Annotated in this window: 12 protein-coding genes; 6 read left to right on the forward strand and 6 right to left on the reverse strand. The window is 71.9% G+C overall.

From position 1 onward, the window contains the following. Positions 1–27 precede the first annotated feature (27 nt). Entirely contained in the window at positions 28–1,632 is a 1,605-nt protein-coding gene (locus ACN269_RS05970) for a ricin-type beta-trefoil lectin domain protein (protein WP_421471436.1), read from the forward strand. A 68-nt stretch (positions 1,633–1,700) separates the two neighbouring features. Here the strand turns inward: ACN269_RS05970 and ACN269_RS05975 are convergent, their stop codons facing one another. Then, the gene (locus ACN269_RS05975) at positions 1,701–4,235 is read right to left on the reverse strand and encodes an FtsX-like permease family protein (RefSeq protein ID WP_421471437.1); all 2,535 of its coding nucleotides are present in this window, start codon (positions 4,233–4,235) and stop codon (positions 1,701–1,703) included. Beyond that, positions 4,232–4,990, reverse strand: coding sequence for an ABC transporter ATP-binding protein (locus ACN269_RS05980; protein ID WP_421471438.1), 759 nt, complete (start codon positions 4,988–4,990; stop codon positions 4,232–4,234). Before ACN269_RS05980 ends, ACN269_RS05975 begins: the two co-directional genes overlap by 4 nt. 148 nt (positions 4,991–5,138) lie before the next feature. Here ACN269_RS05980 and ACN269_RS05985 point away from each other — a divergent pair, with 148 nt between their 5' ends. The 4 genes from ACN269_RS05985 (at position 5,139) to sthA (ending at position 9,545) form a co-directional block, all read left to right on the forward strand. Further along, positions 5,139–6,341: a sensor histidine kinase gene (locus tag ACN269_RS05985; RefSeq protein ID WP_421471439.1), complete on the forward strand. Its 1,203-nt coding sequence runs from the start codon at positions 5,139–5,141 to the stop codon at positions 6,339–6,341. After that, positions 6,338–6,976 carry a response regulator gene (locus ACN269_RS05990; protein ID WP_421471440.1) on the forward strand — a complete coding sequence of 213 codons (639 nt, stop codon included), beginning with the start codon at positions 6,338–6,340 and terminating at the stop codon, positions 6,974–6,976. The genes ACN269_RS05985 and ACN269_RS05990 overlap by 4 nt, the downstream gene beginning before the upstream one ends. Positions 6,977–7,065: 89 nt before the next feature. Then, the gene (locus ACN269_RS05995) at positions 7,066–8,088 is read left to right on the forward strand and encodes a fibronectin type III domain-containing protein (RefSeq protein WP_421471441.1); all 1,023 of its coding nucleotides are present in this window, start codon (positions 7,066–7,068) and stop codon (positions 8,086–8,088) included. A gap of 53 nt (positions 8,089–8,141) precedes the next feature. Continuing rightward, positions 8,142–9,545 (forward strand): Si-specific NAD(P)(+) transhydrogenase, encoded by a 1,404-nt coding sequence (gene sthA / locus ACN269_RS06000; protein WP_421471442.1) that lies wholly within the window; start codon positions 8,142–8,144, stop codon positions 9,543–9,545. Between the two features lie 172 nt (positions 9,546–9,717). On the opposite strand, the gene ACN269_RS06005 is transcribed toward sthA, so the two are convergent. Together ACN269_RS06005 and ACN269_RS06010 are read right to left on the reverse strand one after the other, a co-directional pair. Further along, positions 9,718–11,127: an endo-1,4-beta-xylanase gene (locus tag ACN269_RS06005; RefSeq protein ID WP_421471444.1), complete on the reverse strand. Its 1,410-nt coding sequence runs from the start codon at positions 11,125–11,127 to the stop codon at positions 9,718–9,720. 29 nt (positions 11,128–11,156) lie between these two features. Continuing rightward, positions 11,157–12,527, reverse strand: a complete 1,371-nt coding sequence (locus tag ACN269_RS06010; RefSeq protein ID WP_421471445.1) for a PHB depolymerase family esterase — start codon at positions 12,525–12,527, stop codon at positions 11,157–11,159. A gap of 308 nt (positions 12,528–12,835) precedes the next feature. Here ACN269_RS06010 and manD point away from each other — a divergent pair, with 308 nt between their 5' ends. Continuing rightward, positions 12,836–14,044, forward strand: coding sequence for a D-mannonate dehydratase ManD (gene manD / locus ACN269_RS06015; protein WP_421471446.1), 1,209 nt, complete (start codon positions 12,836–12,838; stop codon positions 14,042–14,044). Between the two features lie 9 nt (positions 14,045–14,053). Here manD and ACN269_RS06020 read toward each other — a convergent pair whose 3' ends face one another. Both ACN269_RS06020 and ACN269_RS06025 read right to left on the reverse strand, forming a co-directional pair. Next, a complete protein-coding gene (locus ACN269_RS06020; protein WP_421471447.1) occupies positions 14,054–16,192 on the reverse strand; it encodes an alpha-glucuronidase in 2,139 nt (712 codons plus the stop codon). Further along, positions 16,189–16,878, reverse strand: a complete 690-nt coding sequence (locus ACN269_RS06025; RefSeq protein ID WP_421471448.1) for a hypothetical protein — start codon at positions 16,876–16,878, stop codon at positions 16,189–16,191. Before ACN269_RS06025 ends, ACN269_RS06020 begins: the two co-directional genes overlap by 4 nt. Positions 16,879–16,891: the final 13 nt, after the last annotated feature.

Genomic DNA, 16,891 nt, shown 5'->3' on the forward strand with positions numbered 1-16,891 from the left:
TTTCCGCCGCCCCGGAAGGACCTCGCCATGGCGCGACGAACGGTCGGGCACACGCCCCGCCGCACCAGGTTGGCCGCCGCGTTCGCCGCGGCCCTGCTCGCCGTACCGACCGGCCTTGTCGTCGGCGTCTCCCCCGCGTCCGCCGCCGCCACGGGCGCCATCACCGGGTACGGCGGCAAGTGCGTGGACGTGGCCGCCGCGAACCCGGCCAACTCCACCCCGGTGCAGCTCTACGCCTGCAACGGCTCCACCGCACAGCAGTGGACCGTGGCCGACGACGGCACGGTCAGAGCCCTGGGCAAGTGCCTCGACGTCGCCGCCGCCAGCACCGCCAACGGTGCCCGGGTGCAGATCTACGACTGCAACGGCACCGGGGCGCAGCAGTGGTCGTCCAGCGCGGGGCAGGTGGTCAACCCGGCCTCGGGCAAGTGCCTCGACGCGACCGGCACCAGCTCCGCCGACGGCACGCCGCTCCAGATCTGGAGTTGCACCGGCACCGCCAACCAGCTCTGGACGCTGCCCACCGGCGGCACCACCCCACCGCCGTCGAGCGGCTTCACCCACCCTGGAGTGCTGGTCAGCAGGGCTCAGCTCGACTTCGTACGCGGGCGGGTCCAGGCGGGCGCACAGCCCTGGGCGGCGGCCTACAACCAGATGATGTCCAGCCGGTACGCCGCACTGTCCCGCACCCCGGCGCCGCGCGCGGTCGTCGAGTGCGGCTCCTACTCCAACCCCAACAACGGCTGCACCGAGGAGCGCGAGGACGCGATCGCCGCGTACACCGACGCGCTCGCCTGGTACATCACCGGCGACGCCCGGTACGCGCAGAAGGCGATCCAGATCATGGACGCCTGGTCGGCGACGATCACCTCCCACACCGGCAGCAACGCACCGCTGCAGACCGGCTGGGCGGCCTCGACCTGGCCCCGGGCCGCCGAGATCATCAAGTACACGTACAGCAGCTGGCCCAACGCCAACCGGTTCGCCACCATGCTGCGCACCGTCTACCTGCCGGTGGTCCGCAACGGCTCGAACAGCAACGGCAACTGGGAGCTGACCATGATGGAGGCCGCCATCGGGATCGCCGTCCACCTGGACGACCGGACGGCCTACGACGCGGCGGTGACCCGCTTCCTCAACCGCGCCCGCGCCTTCATCTACCTGCCCAGCGACGGCGCGCTCCCCTACACCGTGCCCGGCAGCGGCCTGGACACCAGCGGCGAGATCATCGGGTACTGGCAGGGCCAGTCCACCTTCGTCGCCGGCCTCGCGCAGGAGACCTGCCGGGACTTCGTCCACACCGGGTACGGCATCTCCGCCATCTCACACGTCGCGGAGACCTCCCGGATCCAGCAGCGCGACCTGTACCCGCAGGTCGGTGAGCGGCTGCGGCAGGCCCTCGGCTTCCACTCGCGCTACCAACTCGGTGAGGCGGCACCCTCCTGGCTCTGCGGCGGCACCCTCACCCGGGGCCTCGGCCCGATCACCGAGGTCGGTTTCAACGCGATGAGCAACCGGCTGGGCAACGTCATGACCAACACGCAGACCCTCACGCTGCAACAGCGCCCCGCCGGCAGCAACAACCTCTTCGTCGCCTGGGAGACGCTGACCCACGCCAGCAACCCCAACTGACCGCGCGGCGGGCCGGCGTCGAGAGCCTGTTTCAACGAGGCCCTCGACGCCGGCCCGCCCCCGCGTACCTATCCCTCGACGCCCAGCGCCACCACCGGGCTCACCCGTGCGGCCCGCCGCGCCGGCAGCACCCCGGCCAGCGCGGTCAGCGCGACCAGCGCCAGGAAGAGCCCGAACAGGGGCAGCACCGGCAGCGTCAGCGGCGCGTTGAGCCCCAGCGCCCGCACCGCCAACCAGGCGTAGGGGACGCCGAGCAGCAGACCGAAGGTCGCCCCGATCACCCCGTAGAGGCCGGACTCGACGGTCAGCATCGTGCGTAGCCCGGCCCGGGACAGACCGACGGCGCGCAGCAGCCCGGACTCGCGTACCCGCTCCACCACCGACAGGGCGGTCGTCGACCCCACCCCGACCACGGCGATCAGCACGGTGAGACTGACCAGGCCGGCGGTGATCCAGACCAGCGCGGTCAGCACCGCGTCGTTGCGGTCCCGATCATCGGCGAGTACGCCGATGTACAGCCCGGCGGTGGTCCCGACCGCCTGCCGCAGCGCCCGCACGCCGGCGGTGCGGCCGTCCTCACCCGCGCGGGCGGCGTCGGCCAGCAGACCGCTGTACGCCGTCGGCCCACCGACCCGGTCCAGGTCGGCCCGGTCGACGAGGATGCCCGCGTACAGGGGGCCACGGTCGGGCAGGACGGCCGCCACCCGCACGTCGACCGTCGACGCGGCACGCCCGAGGGTGACCGTGTCGCCGGCCCGCAGCCCGGTGACACGGGCGACCGACTGGCCGAGCACGATCCGGCCGGGTCCCCGGTCGGCGAGGCTGCCCTGCGCCACGGGCAGGTCGGCGAGGGTCGGCAACGCCGACAGGTCCAGGTCGGTCGTCGAGTACCCGCCCTCGGCGTCGCCGAGGCGCTCGCCGCCCCGCGACAGCCCGACGTCGTGGACCATCCGGTACGGCACGACCCGGGTCAGCGCGGCGCTGGCCGCCCGCGCCCGGGCCAGGACGGCGACCGGCAGGGCCGTACCCTCGGCGGAGGCCACCTCGAAGTCGGCCGGCGCGGAGAGGGCCATGTCCCGGTCGGCGACCACCCGCATGGACGCGCCACCGATGAGCACCCCGGAGATCAGCGTCACGCCGAGCGCCACCACCACGGAGACGGCGGCGGCACGACGTGGCATTCCACCGATCCCGCCGACCGCCAACCGGCCGAGCGCTCCGAGCTGGCGCAGTGGCCACCCCACGACCGCCAGCACCGGACGCACCAGCAGCGGCCCGAGGGCCACCAGGGCGAAGAAGGCCAACGCCCCCGAGGCGACCAGCAGGAGCAGACCGAGCGTCGGATCGTAGGACTCCGCGTCCGGCGTCGGCATGCGGCGCACCGCCACGACGCCGGCCAGCAGCGCACCGAGGACCAGCAGCACCCCGGACACCAGGCGCGCGGCCCCGATGCCACGCCGACCGGCGGTGACGCTGGCCGCGCGCAACGCCTCCAGCGGCGAGACCCGGGCGGCGGAGAACGCCGGGGCGAGGACCGCCAGCACGGTGAGGACGACCGCGCCGACCACCACCGCGACCGCCGCCGTCAGCGGCAGCCCCGGCGACGACACCACCGTGCCGAAGGCGCGCAGGACCGGCGGCAGCACCTGCCCGACGACCAGAGCCCCGGCCACCCCGACGACCCCGGCGACCAACCCGGTCAGGGCCCCCTCGGCGGTGAGCGCGCCCACCAACGCGCCCCGGCCCGCGCCGACCGCCCGCAGCAGCGCGAGGTGCTGCATCCGCTGGGCGAAGACGATGCGGAACGTCGAGGTGACCACCAGGGCCGCGGCGGCCACCGCGATCCCGACGAACATGCCGACGAGCGCGAACAGCCTGCCAACCTGCTCGGCCGCCGCGTCGGCCTCGCCGTCGCGTACCTCGGCGCCGGAGCGGATCGGCTGGCCGGCGGGGACCGCCGCGGTCAGGCGCTGGCGGACGGCCTGCGTCGCGCCCGGGGCCGCCCGCAGGTCGATCCGCTCCACGGTGCTCAGGTGACCCCACGCGGCCACCAGGTCGTCCGGCGCGTACGCGTTGGTGCCGTCGTCGACGGGGGTGTCGACCACTCCCGTGACGGTGAGCGGCGATTCGGCGGTGCGATCGCCGCCCGTGCCGGTGGTCACCGTGCCGACCGTCAGCCCCAGCCGCTCGACGGTACGCGGGCTCACCGCGATCTCGCCGGGCTGGTCGGGATAGCTGCCCTGCACCAGACGGACCGTGGCGAGCGGGCCCCGGCCCGGGTCCGCCTGGAGGTTGACGTATCCCCCGCCGACCGAGACACCGATGGTCACCCGACCCACCGCCTCGGCGACGCCGGGCACGGCGCGGACGTCCCGCACCTGCGCCAGGGCGGGCGGCGCCTGCTCGGGATCACCGATCACCAGGTCGGTGGCCACCGGTGTGCCGCTGAGGGTGTCCCGGGCGGTCCGCTCGGTGATGTCCTGGGCCAGCACGACGCCGAAGACGACGAACGACGCGACGAGGATCGCCAGGCCGGTGAGGATCAGCCGGCCCGGCCGTCGGGCCGCGGCGATCACCTGGGTACGCAGCACGGTCGCCCTCATGCCGCCACCGCCAGGGCGCGCAGCGCGTCGGTGACCGAGCCCTGGTCCGGCTCGTGGACCTCACCGGCGATCCGACCGTCGGCGAGCAGCACCACCCGGTCGGCGTACGCGGCGGCGATCGGGTCGTGGGTGACCATGACGACGGTCTGGCCCAGGTCGCGTACCGAGTCGCGCAGGATGGCGAGCACCTCCGCGCCGGAGCGCGAGTCGAGGTTGCCCGTCGGCTCGTCGGCGAAGACGACCTCGGGCCGCGACACCAGGGCCCGGGCCAGCGCCACCCGCTGCTGCTGACCGCCCGAGAGCTCGCTGGGCCGGTGCCCGAGGCGCTGGCCGAGACCCAGCACGTCGACGAGGTGCGCGAACAGGTCACGGTCGGCGTCCCGGCCGGCGAGGTCCAGCGGCAACGTGATGTTCTGCGCGGCGGTGAGCTGCGGCAGCAGGTTGAACGACTGGAACACGAAGCCGATCCTGTCACGGCGCGCCCGGGTCAGCGTACGGTCGGACCGACCGGACAGCTCCGTGCCGCCGAGCAGGACCCGCCCGGACGTGGGCGTGTCCAGGCCCGCGAGGCAGTGCATCAGCGTCGACTTGCCGGAGCCGGACGAGCCCATGATCGCGGTGAACTCGGCCCGGCCGAAGGCGACCGCGACGTTGTCCAGGGCCCGGACGGCGGTGTCGCCACTGCCGTACACCTTGACGAGGTCGACGGCCGCGACGGCCGCCTGCCCGGTCTGCGGTGGGGCGTGGGTTGTCATGGGTTCCTCCAGTGGTTGCGATGTGACCGCCGGAAGCCTCGCCCGCGCCGGGCGGCGGCCGCATCGGTCCACGGTCGGGGAACGCGGCCGACGGCTCTGTCTTTCGGCCGATCTGAACCGGCCCTCCGCCTGGCTACGCTGGGTCACGATGAACGCGCCGATCTCCTCCACCTGGGCAGTACGCCTCGGTCAGCTCGCCGGTCTGACGGCGCTGGCCCTGCTCTGTGCCTTCGACTTCCGGTACGGCCTCGCCAGCGGGATGGGCCTGCTCGACGCGCTGCGGGCCCTGTTGCAGGTGGGGTTGGCGGCGACGACGGCGCTCGTCTGGCTGCCCGTGCACCGGCAGGGCTCCCGGGCGTTGCCGGTCGCGGCGCTCGTGCTCGGTGTCGTCTCACTCAGCGTCACCGCATTCTTCCTGTTGCTCAGCACGCGCGGGAGTTACCTGCTGGGTGGCACCTGGGGACTGGCCGAGTCCGCCGGGATGGTCGCGGTGGTGTTCGTGGTGACCCGGTGGGGTGCTGCCCGGCTCGCCCCCTGGGCGGCGGTGGTCGCCGCGCTCGCCGCCGCCACCCTGCCGCTGCGCAGCGGCGTCGAACTCGTCTTAGTGATCTTCGGGCTGCTCCAGGCGCTCGGCGCGGTCGGCGCCGCCGCCGCCGGGATCTATCTGCGCGTCGTCGCCACCGGCCGGGAGCGGGCCATCGCGCTGGTACGCGCCGAGCAGCGCGCCGAGTTCGCCCGCGACCTGCACGACTTCATCGCTCATCACGTGACCGGCATCGTGGTGCAGGCGCAGGGTGCCCGGTTCGTCGCCGAACAGGACCCGCAACGGGTGATCGTCGCCCTGGAGCAGATCGAGCGGGCCGGCGCCGAGACGATGGCCTCGATGCGCCGGATGGTCGGCGTACTCCGCAATCCGGACGCCCCAGCGGACGCGCCGCTGGCCCCGCTGGCCGGTGTGGCCGATCTCGCGCCGCTGCTGGAGGGCCACAACGGCACGACCGACGCGCCGGCCCGGCTGCACGTCGACGGTCCGCTCGACGGGCTGCCGGTGGAGGTCTCCACCTCGGCGTACCGGGTGGTGATGGAAGGGCTGACCAACGCCCGCCAACACGCGCCGGACGCCCGGTCGGTGGCGGTCTCCGTGCGCCGCACGCCGGACTGGCTGCTGGTCCGGGTCGCCGACGACGGCGCGGGCCCGCGCACGACGCCGGCCCGGGGGCACGGCTTCGGCCTGGTCGGCCTCACCGAGCGGGTACGCGCCCTCGGCGGCACGGTCACCGCCGGACCGGGCGTCTCCGGCGGCTGGGTGCTCGACGCCGCGTTTCCCCTGCGCACGGCGGTGGCCCGATGATCCGGGTGCTGATCGCCGACGACCAGGCGATGGTCCGCACCGGTTTCGGAATGATCATCGGGGCGCAGCCGGACATGGCCGTGGTCGGTGAGGCCGCCGACGGGATCGCGGCCGTCGAGATGACCCGTCGGCTACGTCCGGACGTGGTGCTGCTGGACATCCGGATGCCCCGTCTCGACGGCCTGGAGGCGCTACGGCTGCTCGCCGGGCCGGGCGTCGCGGACCCGGTGCGGGTGGTCGTGGTGACGACCTTCGACCTCGACGAGTACGTGCACACCGCGCTGTCCCACGGCGCGTGCGGCTTCCTGCTCAAGGACTCCGGCCCAACGTTGCTCGTCGAGGCGGTACGCGCCGCCGTCTCCGGGGACGCGCTGATCAGCCCGTCCATCACCGTACGGCTGCTGGAGCACCTCAGCTCGCCCAGCGCGCCGCGCGATGACGCGGGCCTGTCCCCACGGGAACTCGACGTCGTGAAGCTCGTCGCCCGGGGTCTGACCAACGCCGAGATCGCCGGCCAACTCTTCATCGCCGTCGGCACGGTCAAGACACACCTGGCCAGCGTGCAGGCGAAGCTCCCGGCCCGCAACCGCGTCGAGATCGCCGCCTGGGCCTGGGAACGCCGCCTGGTCAGCTAGCCGGGGCAACCAAAGATCTCCCGCTGCCATAAAATCGACCGCAGTGAATCACCGGCCCGCTGCGGACAACCGGAGGCGAGGGATTCATCGTGCACCCAATCCGACCATGGCCCCGATCACGGGCCGCCACCGTGGCCGTCGCCGCGCTGGTGGCCGCAGCCGCCATGCTGGGCCCGAGCCCGGCCTACGCCGCGGACGACACCGAGCGCCCCACCGCCCCAGGCCCGATCACGGTCACCGCCATCGACACCACCTGGGTCGAGTTGACCTGGACCGCCTCGACCGACAACGTGGGAGTGGTCGACTACGCGGTCTCGGCGCTGTTCGAGGACACCGGCCGGGCCTACTCGACCGACACCACCACCATCCGCATCACCGACCTGCTCCCGTCCCGGACGTACACCCTCAGCGTCGCGGGGCTGGACGCGGCGGGCAACCGGTCGGTGTCGAACCCGACGCTGCGGTTGACCATGCCACCGGGTGACACCCAGCCGCCGAGCGCGCCGGGCCAGCCGGTCGCGTACGACGTCGCGGCGACCCTGCTGTGGCTGCGGTGGACCCCGTCGACCGACAACGTCGTGCTCGACCGGTACGAGGTGTACCGGGTCGACGCCGGTGGTCAGCTGACCCGGGTCAGCGAGGTCTACCAGCACCCGCCAGGGCGTACCAGCACCCAGGTCAGCGGGTTGACGCCGAACACGACGTACACCTTCGTGGTGCGCGCCCGCGACGAGGCGGGCAACTGGTCGGCGCTGTCGCCGCCGGTCACCGTGACCACCCTGCCGCCCCCGCCGAGCTGCGCGGTCCGCACCGTCGTCCGGCAGTGGCCGGACGGCTTCGTGGCGTACCTCGCCGTCGAGAACACCGGTACGACGGCGGTCAACGGCTGGACGATGACCTGGCGGTTCTGGGCCAGTCAGGAGGTGCGGGCCCTGTGGGGCGCGCAGGTCGTCGACCGGCCGAACAACAGTTATCTGCGGGTCCGCAACACCAGCCACAACGCGGTGATCAGACCCGGCGGCACGGTGTCGCTGGGCATCGTGGCCACCGGCACCCAACTGCCGGAGGAGGTCACGCTCAACGGCGGCGTCTGCGTGGCGGCAGACGAGTAACGCTCGCGTCCGGGGTCTGGTGTCGACGGCGACATCTTGCGACGCTAACGATCGTGTATGACTACGACCTGTTGGTGCTGGGCTCCGGACCCAGCGGTCAGAAGGCCGCGATCGCCGCCGCCAAGCTCGGCCGGCGGGTTGCCATCGTGGACCGCCGCGACATGCTCGGTGGGGTGTGCATCAACACCGGCACCGTCCCGTCCAAGACGCTACGCGAGGCCGTGCTCTACCTGACCGGCCTGAGCCAGCGCGACCTGTACGGCAGCAGCTACCGGGTCAAGGAGGAGATCACGGTCAGCGACCTGGCCGCCCGGACCCAGCACGTCATCACCCGGCAGACCGACGTCATCCGCAACCAGCTCGCCCGCAACCGGATCGCGATGATCACCGGCACCGGCCGCTTCGCGGACGCGCACTCCATCTGGGTCGACGCGGGCTCCGGGCGGGAGTCGAAGGTGACCTTCGACAAGGCCGTCATCGCGGCCGGCACCCGCCCGGCCCGCCCGGACAGCGTCGACTTCGACGAGCGGACCATCGTGGACTCCGACGGCGTCATCAACCTCCAGGCCGTACCCCGCAGCATGGTCGTGGTCGGCGCCGGCGTGATCGGCATGGAGTACGCGTCGATGTTCGCCGCTCTGGGCACCAAGGTGACCGTCGTCGAGCGCCGCGAGCGGATGCTCGACTTCTGCGACGAGGAGATCGTCGAGTCGCTCAAGTACCACCTGCGCGACCTGTCGGTGGCGTTCCGCTTCGGCGAGGAGGTCGCCGCGGTGGAGAAACACCAGACGGCGGCGCTGTGCATCCTCAAGAGCGGTAAGAAGATCGTCGCGGACACCGTCATGTACTCGGCGGGGCGGCAGGGTCAGACCGACGACCTGGCGTTGGAGGCGGCCGGGCTGACGGCTGACCGACGCGGCCGGATCGCCGTCGACGCCCACTACCGGACGTCGGTCGAGCACATCTACGCGGTGGGTGACGTGATCGGCTTCCCGGCGTTGGCGTCCACCTCGATGGAGCAGGGTCGACTGGCCGCCCAGCACGCCTGCGGCGAACCGATCCGGGAGATGCACGGCCTGCAACCCATCGGCATCTACACCATCCCGGAGATCAGTTTCGTCGGTCAGACCGAGGCCGAGCTGACCGAGGCGTCGACGCCGTTCGAGGTGGGCGTCGCGCGCTACCGGGAGCTGGCCCGGGGCCAGATCGTCGGCGACTCGTACGGGATGTTGAAGCTCCTCGTCTCTCCCGAGGACGGCCGCCTGCTCGGGGTGCACGTGTTCGGCACGGCCGCCACCGAGATCGTCCACATCGGGCAGGCGGTGATGGGCTGCGGCGGCACCATCGACTATCTGATCGACGCGGTGTTCAACTACCCCACCCTGGCCGAGGCCTACAAGGTCGCCGCCCTGGACGCCTCCAACAAGATCCGCAACATCACCCGCATAGACGGCTAACCCCCACCCGGCCCCCACCCGGCCCCCACCCGGCCCCCGGTCCCCCACCCCCACCCCCACCCCCACCCCGGTTGATCATGAAGTTATTGCCGCCTGCGTCAGCGTGTCGTGGCAATATCTTCATGATCAACGCGCTTGGGGCGGGGGTGGGACCGGGGGGTGGAGTTTGGGGTTAGGCTGCTGCGCAGGTGGGGCTGAGGGTGCCGGCGGTGCCGGTGCCCTGGAAGCCGAACTCGGTGGACTGCCCCGCGCCGACCTGGCCGTTGTAGGACACGTTCCTGAAGTTCGTCGTGCCGCTGTTACCGCTGCGCTCGGCGCTCCAGGCGTTGGTGACGGTCGCGCCGGACGGCAGGTCGATCGTCACGGTCCACCCGTTGAGGGCCGAGGAGCCGGCGGTCACCCGCACGTTCGCCACGAAGCCGCCGTTCCACTGGTTCACCGTCACGGAGGCGGAGCAGTCGCCCTGTCCCGGTGGCGGCGTCGTGGGTGGCGGGGTGGTGGGCGGAGGCGTGGTCGGCGGCGGAGTCGTCGGCGGCGGCGTGGTGGGCGGTGGGGTGGTCGGGTTGGCGCCGCTGTTCAGCGCCGCGAGCACGGCGTCGTACGCGGGCTTCTTCTGCCCGCTGTTGTTGAACAGCAGTGGCGACTGGTAGGACCGCCACGAGTCGCTGTCCCGGATGCCCCACACGGTGATGCCGTTGCAGCGGGCCACCGCGAGGCAGTCCTCGACCACGCTGCGGTACGTGTTCGCCGGGGCGCCCTCGATGTCCAGCTCGGTGATCTGCACGTCCACGCCGAGCGCCGCGAAGCTCGACAGCGTGGTGCGGTAGTTGCTGACGTACGGGGAGTCGCTGTTGAAGTGCGACTGGAAGCCGACGCAGTCGATCGGCACGCCACGGGACTTGAAGTCGCGGACCATGTTGTAGACGCCCTGCGTCTTGGCCCACGTCCAGTTGTCGATGTTGTAGTCGTTGTAGCAGAGCTTCGCGCCCGGGTCCGCCGCCCGCGCGGCGCGGAACGCGGCCTCGATCCAGTCGTTGCCGGTGCGCTGGAGGTTCGAGTCGCGCCGACCACCGGAGTTGCCGTCGGCGAACGCCTCGTTCACCACGTCCCAGGAGTAGATCTGCCCCCGGAAGTGCGTGGCCACCTGCGTCACGTGGTTCAGGATCGCCTGCCGCAGGGCGCTACCGCTCATGCCCTGCATCCAACTGGGCTGCTGGGCGTGCCAGGCCAGTGTGTGCCCGCGTACCTGCATGCCGCGGCTGCGGGCGTGGTTGACGATCTGCTCGGCCGAGCCGTAGCTGAACCGGTTCTGCTGCGGCTCGGTGGCGTCGATCTTCATCTCGTTCTCGGCCGTCACCATGTTGAACTCACGGTTCAAGATCGTGGTGTACGTGCTGTCCGAGAGCTTGAAACCGGCCACCGCCGTACCGAAGTAGCGGCCCTTCTCGGCGGCGGACGCGCCGAGCGTGGTCCCGGCGGCGGCGGGCGCCGTCAGGACCAGCGTCATCCCGGCGGCGAGCGCGCCCGCCCCAGCCAACGCGACGGCGGCTCTGGACGCCGCCCTCCATCTCGTATTTCGCATTCGTGCAGCTCCTTTTGCAGGAAGGGGGGTCAGGCGACCGAGCAGGCGGCACCGTTGAGGGCGAAGGCATTGGGCTTGCCGGAGTCACCGGAGTGGGTGGCCTGGAAGCCGATCTCGACCGAGGTGTTCGGGGCGATGGTGCCGTTGTAGGCGACATTGCGCGCCGTCACCGCGCCGCTGGTCGGCGAGTAGCTGGCGTTCCAACCGCCGGTGATGGTCTGGCCGCCGGGCAGCGTGAAGGTCAGCGCCCAGCCGTTCACCGCCGTGGCGCCGGTGTTGGTGATCCGTACGCTCGCGGTGAGCCCGTTGTTCCAGGCGTTGACCGTGTAGGTGACCCCGCAGGCGCCCCCGCTGGGCGGCGGCGTCGTCGGCGGCGGCGTGGTGGGCGGCGGCGTGGTCGGCGGCGGCGTCGTGGGCGGCGGGGTCGTCGGGGGCGGCGTCGTCGGCGGCGGCGTGGTCGGCGGAGGCGTGGTCGGCGGGGCGGTGCCGTCGAGGCCGAAGAAGCGGATCACCTGGGCGGCGTCGACCGGGATGTTGTGCGTGACGCCCTGCATGCTGATCGCCTCGACCGGGGCCATCGGGCCGCTGCTGCCGTACCGGGTGCGGGTGTAGCCCGACTGCGGGGAGTCGGTGTACGTCGGGGTCTGGCTCAGACCGTGCACGTTGGTCCACTGCTTGACCTGCTCACCGAAGTTCGGGTAGCGCAGGGTGTCGTCGTTCGTGCCGTGCCAGATCTGCATCCGCGGTCGTCGGCCGTTGTAGCCCGGGTACGCCCCGCGAACCAGGTCGCCCCACTGCTGGGCGGTCTTGATGGACTGCCCGTTCGCGCACTGGCTGTTCCACTCCGAGCTGCCCCCGGTGGCGAAACAGGCGAACGGCACCCCGGCGAAGGACGCACCCGCCGCGAACACGTCCGGGTAGTCACCGAGCATGACGTTCGTCATCATCGCGCCCGACGAGGTGCCGGTGGCGAAGACGCGGTCCGGGTCGGCGGAGTACCGCTGCTTGACGTAGTCGATCATCGAGATGAGCCCGACCGGGTCGCTGCCCCCGCCCCGGCGCAACGCCTGCGGCGAGGCCACGTCCCAGCACTTGCTGCTGCGGGTCGCCGACGGGTAGATGACGATGAAGCCGTACCGGTCGGCGAGGGAGGCGTACTGCGTACCGGAGTAGAAGGCGGGGCCGGTGCCGGTGCAGTAGTGCAGGGCGAGCAGGATCGGAGGCCGGGAGGCCACCCGGTCCGGGACGTACAGGTGCATCTGGAGGTTCGTGGGGTTGTTGCCGAAGCCGGTCACCTGCGTGAGCGTCGCGGCCGACGCGGGCGTGGCGAACGCCAGCGCGGCGGCGGCGACCGTCGCGACCGCGGTGAGGACGCCGAGCAGCCTTGTCTTCAGTGTCATGGTTCGCGATTCCTCGGGGAAATGGCGCATGGAAGGGGGTTAGTCGAGGACTGCCCTTCGCCCGACCGTGACCGCGGCTCGCGTGACCGATGTCAGCTTCAATCGAGCCCACTCGATTGTCAAGGTTCTCGGAAACCTTTCGGCGCAAGGGATCGCGCGGTCACCTGCACGCTCATGGCACTCGCGGGGAGCATTCGACACCGGCCGATGGCGGGATATTATCGGCACGTTCCCGATAGCAAGACCGCCCTCGCGCCCACCCCCTGCGAGCGTCCCCACCCGACTCCCGCGGGCCCCAAGGAGATCGAGTGAAGATCGTCGACGCCCGGGTCATCGTGACCTGTCCAGGCCGCAACTTCGTCACCCTCAAGATCGTCACCGACGAGGGGGTCACCGGAGTCGGGGACGCCACCCTCAACGGCCGGGAGCTGGCCGTCGCGTCGTACCTGCGCGACCATGTGGCGCCGCTGCTGATCGGCCGGGACCCGGCCCGGATCGAGGACACCTGGCAGTACCTGTACCAGGGGGCGTACTGGCGGCGCGGTCCGGTCACCATGAGCGCGATCGCCGCGGTGGACACCGCCCTGTGGGACATCAAAGGCAAGGTGGCGGGCCTGCCGGTCTACCAACTGCTCGGCGGCCGGTCCCGCGAGGGCGTCACCGTGTACGGCCACGCCAACGGGGAAACCGTGGAGGAGGTGCTGGTCGAGGTCGCCCGGTACGTCGACCTCGGCTACCGGGCCGTGCGGGTGCAGTGCGGCGTGCCGGGCCTGCCCAAGACGTACGGAGTCAGCGCCGACAAACTCTTCTACGAGCCGGCCGACGCCGCGCTGCCCAGCGAGGCGACCTGGTCGACGCAGCGCTACCTGTCGCACGTGCCGGGTGTGTTCGCGCGGGTGCGCGACGAATTCGGTCCCACCCTGCGGCTGCTGCACGACGTGCACCACCGGCTCACCCCGATCGAGGCGGCCCGGCTCGGCCGCAGCCTGGAGCCGTACGCGCTGACCTGGATGGAGGATCCGGTCCCCGCCGACCTCCAGGAGGGATTCCGGCTGATCCGGCAACACACCACCACGCCGATCGCCGTGGGTGAGGTGTTCAACAGCGTCGTCGACGCCGCCCAGCTCATCCGCGAACAGCTCATCGACTACATCCGGGCCACCGTGGTGCACGCGGGCGGGATCACCCACCTGCGCCGCATCTTCGACCTGGCGGCGCTGCACCACGTCCGCAGCGGCTCGCACGGGGCCACCGACCTGTCGCCCGTCTGCATGGCCGCCGCGTTGCAGCTCGACATCTCGATCCCCAACTTCGGCCTGCAGGAGTACATGCGGCACACCGCCGAGACCGACGAGGTCTTCCCGCACGGCTACCACTTCGCCGACGGCTACCTGCACCCCGCCGAGACGCCCGGGTTGGGCGTCGACATCGACGAGAAGGCGGCGGCCCGCTACCCGTACGCGCCCGCGTACCTGCCGGTCAACCGGCTGGAGGACGGGACCGTGCACCCCTGGTGAGCCGCCCGGTCAGTAGATAAGTCGCCCTCGCGCGTCGGGCACCCCGGACTTGCGGAAGAAGTACGTGTTGATCTGATCCCGCCACTCGGTGGCGCTGCGCAGTTGCTCGTCGAGGCGCGCGGCCACCCGCTCGTACACGGTCGGGTCGATCATCCCGTTCAGGGTCTGCCACCGGCGTCGCATCACCGCCACCTCCTCGACGCCCGCGAAGTGGGTGTCGTAGATGTGCTGGATGACGGTCGACCCACTGTGCAGGACGTGGTCGTACGGCACGTGGTGGAAGAACAGCAGCAGCTCGTCCGGGCAGGTCTGCGGCGACTCGTACACGTCGGCCCAGTACGGCGGGTACTGGCCGGCGAAGCCGGTGCCCGAGGCGCGACTGCGGTCCACGCCCACGCCGTCGCGGTCGGCGAAGTGGTAGGTGCCCCACCGCGAGTACTCGTACCCGTCCACGTCGGGGCCGTAGTGGTCGCCGGGGTGGACCATGAAGCCGACGCCCAGCGGGGCGGTGTACCGCTCGTAGGTGCGCCACGAGTCGTCCATGATCTCGTGCAGCGTCCGCCGGACCAGCTCCGGTTCGGCGGTCGCCGACGGTGGGAACGTCAACGTCATCCACTCGTCGAGGATCGTCGCCGGGTCGAGCCGCGGATTCCAGGCGAGCCGGCCGACCGTGTAGAGGTTGGCCTGCGCCAGCGGATGCCCGGTCCAGAAGGGATCGTCGCCGGTGTTGGCGACGGCGACCAGGCCACCGCCCATGCCGGCCTCGCCGGTGACCACGTCGGCGATGGTGCGCCCACCGGGGCCCCACGGCGCGAAGCTCAGCACCTCACCCCAGCACGGGCCCAGGTGGCAGACGTGCCGCTGCTGGCCGGTGTACTCCTGGGTGACCTGCACCTCCACCGCGACCCGGGTGGCCGGCATCGCGGCGAGCACCGGCGAGACCGGCTCACGCGTCTGGAAGTCCACCGGACCGAACTTCACCTGCAACACCACGTTGGTACGGAACCGACCGTCGAGCGGGGTGAAGTGGTCGTACGCGGCCCGGGCGCGGTCGGTGGACCGGTCCCGCCAGTCCTGGTGGTGGTTGTAGACGAACGCCCGCCAGTGCACCACTCCCCCGTACGGGGCGAGGGCCTCGGCGAGCAGGTTCGCCCCGTCGGCGTGGTCCCGCCCGTAGCTGAACGGGCCGGGCTGCCCCTCGGAGTCGGCCTTCACCAGGTAGCCGCCGAAGTCGTCGATGCGCTCGTACACGCGTCGGGTGGTGGCCGCCCACCAGGCGCGTACCTCCTCGTCGCGCGGATCGGCGGTGGACAGTCCGCCGAGGACCATCGGCGCGGCGAAGGTGACCGACAGGTGCACCCGGATGCCGTACGGGCGCAGCGCGTCCGCGATCTGGGCCACGTCGCCGAGGCGGTCGGTGAGCAGCAGCGCCTCGGCCCGGCCCACGTTGACGTTGTTCACCGAGATGGCGTTGATTCCGCTGGCCGCCAGCAGCCGCCCGTACTCCCGGATCCGGGTCAGGTCCCCGCGCGGACGGCCGCTGGCCCAGAAGATCGAGCCGCCCGCGTACCCCCGTTCGACCTGGCCCATCACCGGGTGCACGGCCACGTTGTCCCAGTGGTTGAGCATGCGTCGGCGCAGCGCGGGCCGGTGCAGCTCGGGTGGGCGGGCCGGGTCGAAGGCCGCCGCGCAGAGCCGTACGACGTGGAACAGCCCGTACAGCAGGCCTGCGGGCGCGTCGGCCAGCACCACCGTCGTCTCGCCGCTGCGGGCCAGCAGGAACCCCTCGTCGCCGAAGGGCTCACCGTCGCCGAGCTCGGCGAGCGCCGCCTCCCCCGCCGCGCGGGCCGCCTGGACCGCCAGGCTCGGCAGCTCAGCCGCGCCGCGCAGGGTGAGCACCAGGTCGACGTCGACGTCCCAGGAGGGTGAATGCCACACCCGCCCGCCGTAACGCGTGCAGGCGCGCGTCACCTCGTCGAGGACGGTGTCGACGAGCAGCCCGTCGCCGTGCACGAGGACGCGCCGCGCGCCGAGGGCCCGGAACGCCTCCGGTGGCAGCCAGGCGGGGTGCACCCGTGGATCCTCGACGTCGTGCGGCTCCGCCACGAACACCGGCTCCTCCAGGTCCATCGAGTCGTACGCGCTCACGCGGTGAACTCCTTCCGGATCAGGTGGACCATCGGGTCGGCGACGCGCAGGACCCCCAGGGCGACGACCGAGGCGAGCAGCGCCAGCACCGCCTCGGAGAAGACCGCGGTGGTCCCGACCGCCGCGGCGAGCAGCAGGGTGTTGCCGACGGTGACCCCGGGGGTACGCACGAGGAAGTGCACGGCCAGGCGCAGGACGTCCCGGGTGCGGAACTCGAACAGCGACGTGATCACCAGCGCGTTGAGCGCGCAGAGGGTCACTCCGACCGCAACCGCGATCAGCGGGATCACCCACCAGCTGGGCAGGCCGATCGCGTCACGGTAGGCGAGGTTCAGCGCGAGCACCGTCAACCACGCCAGCGCGGGCGTCCAGACCCGTAGCGCGCCCCCCACGTTGCTCCGGTAGCCCCGCCAGAAGAGCGCGGCGGGTCGCAGGTCGGTCAGGTCGGGCCGCTGGTGACGCAGGGCGTACAGGGCGGCGGAGAGCGCCGGCCCGACCGGCGTGAGCAGCAGCGCGACCAACGGCAGGTTGCTGGGGTCACGGTCGAGCAGCAGCAGCGCGAGCAGGGCGGGCAGTGTGGTGGCGAGGAGCAGCACCTCGACCACGAGCAGGATGTAGACGCGGGACGCGAACCGGGACAGGGGTCCGTCGCCGAGCTGCCGTCCGGCGTGGGTCGTGTCGTTCATCGTCGTCCTCCTC

This window comes from Micromonospora sp. WMMD736, assembly GCF_049179015.1.
In the GTDB taxonomy this organism is placed as follows: domain Bacteria; phylum Actinomycetota; class Actinomycetes; order Mycobacteriales; family Micromonosporaceae; genus Micromonospora.

Coding starts and splice junctions, on each gene's coding strand:
- ACN269_RS05970 (WP_421471436.1), top strand. CDS start 28: ATGGCGCGACGAACGGTCGGGCACACGCCCCGCCGCACCAGGTTGGCC.
- ACN269_RS05975 (WP_421471437.1), bottom strand. CDS start 4,235: ATGAGGGCGACCGTGCTGCGTACCCAGGTGATCGCCGCGGCCCGACGG.
- ACN269_RS05980 (WP_421471438.1), bottom strand. CDS start 4,990: ATGACAACCCACGCCCCACCGCAGACCGGGCAGGCGGCCGTCGCGGCC.
- ACN269_RS05985 (WP_421471439.1), top strand. CDS start 5,139: ATGAACGCGCCGATCTCCTCCACCTGGGCAGTACGCCTCGGTCAGCTC.
- ACN269_RS05990 (WP_421471440.1), top strand. CDS start 6,338: ATGATCCGGGTGCTGATCGCCGACGACCAGGCGATGGTCCGCACCGGT.
- ACN269_RS06005 (WP_421471444.1), bottom strand. CDS start 11,127: ATGCGAAATACGAGATGGAGGGCGGCGTCCAGAGCCGCCGTCGCGTTG.
- ACN269_RS06010 (WP_421471445.1), bottom strand. CDS start 12,527: ATGACACTGAAGACAAGGCTGCTCGGCGTCCTCACCGCGGTCGCGACG.
- ACN269_RS06025 (WP_421471448.1), bottom strand. CDS start 16,878: ATGAACGACACGACCCACGCCGGACGGCAGCTCGGCGACGGACCCCTG.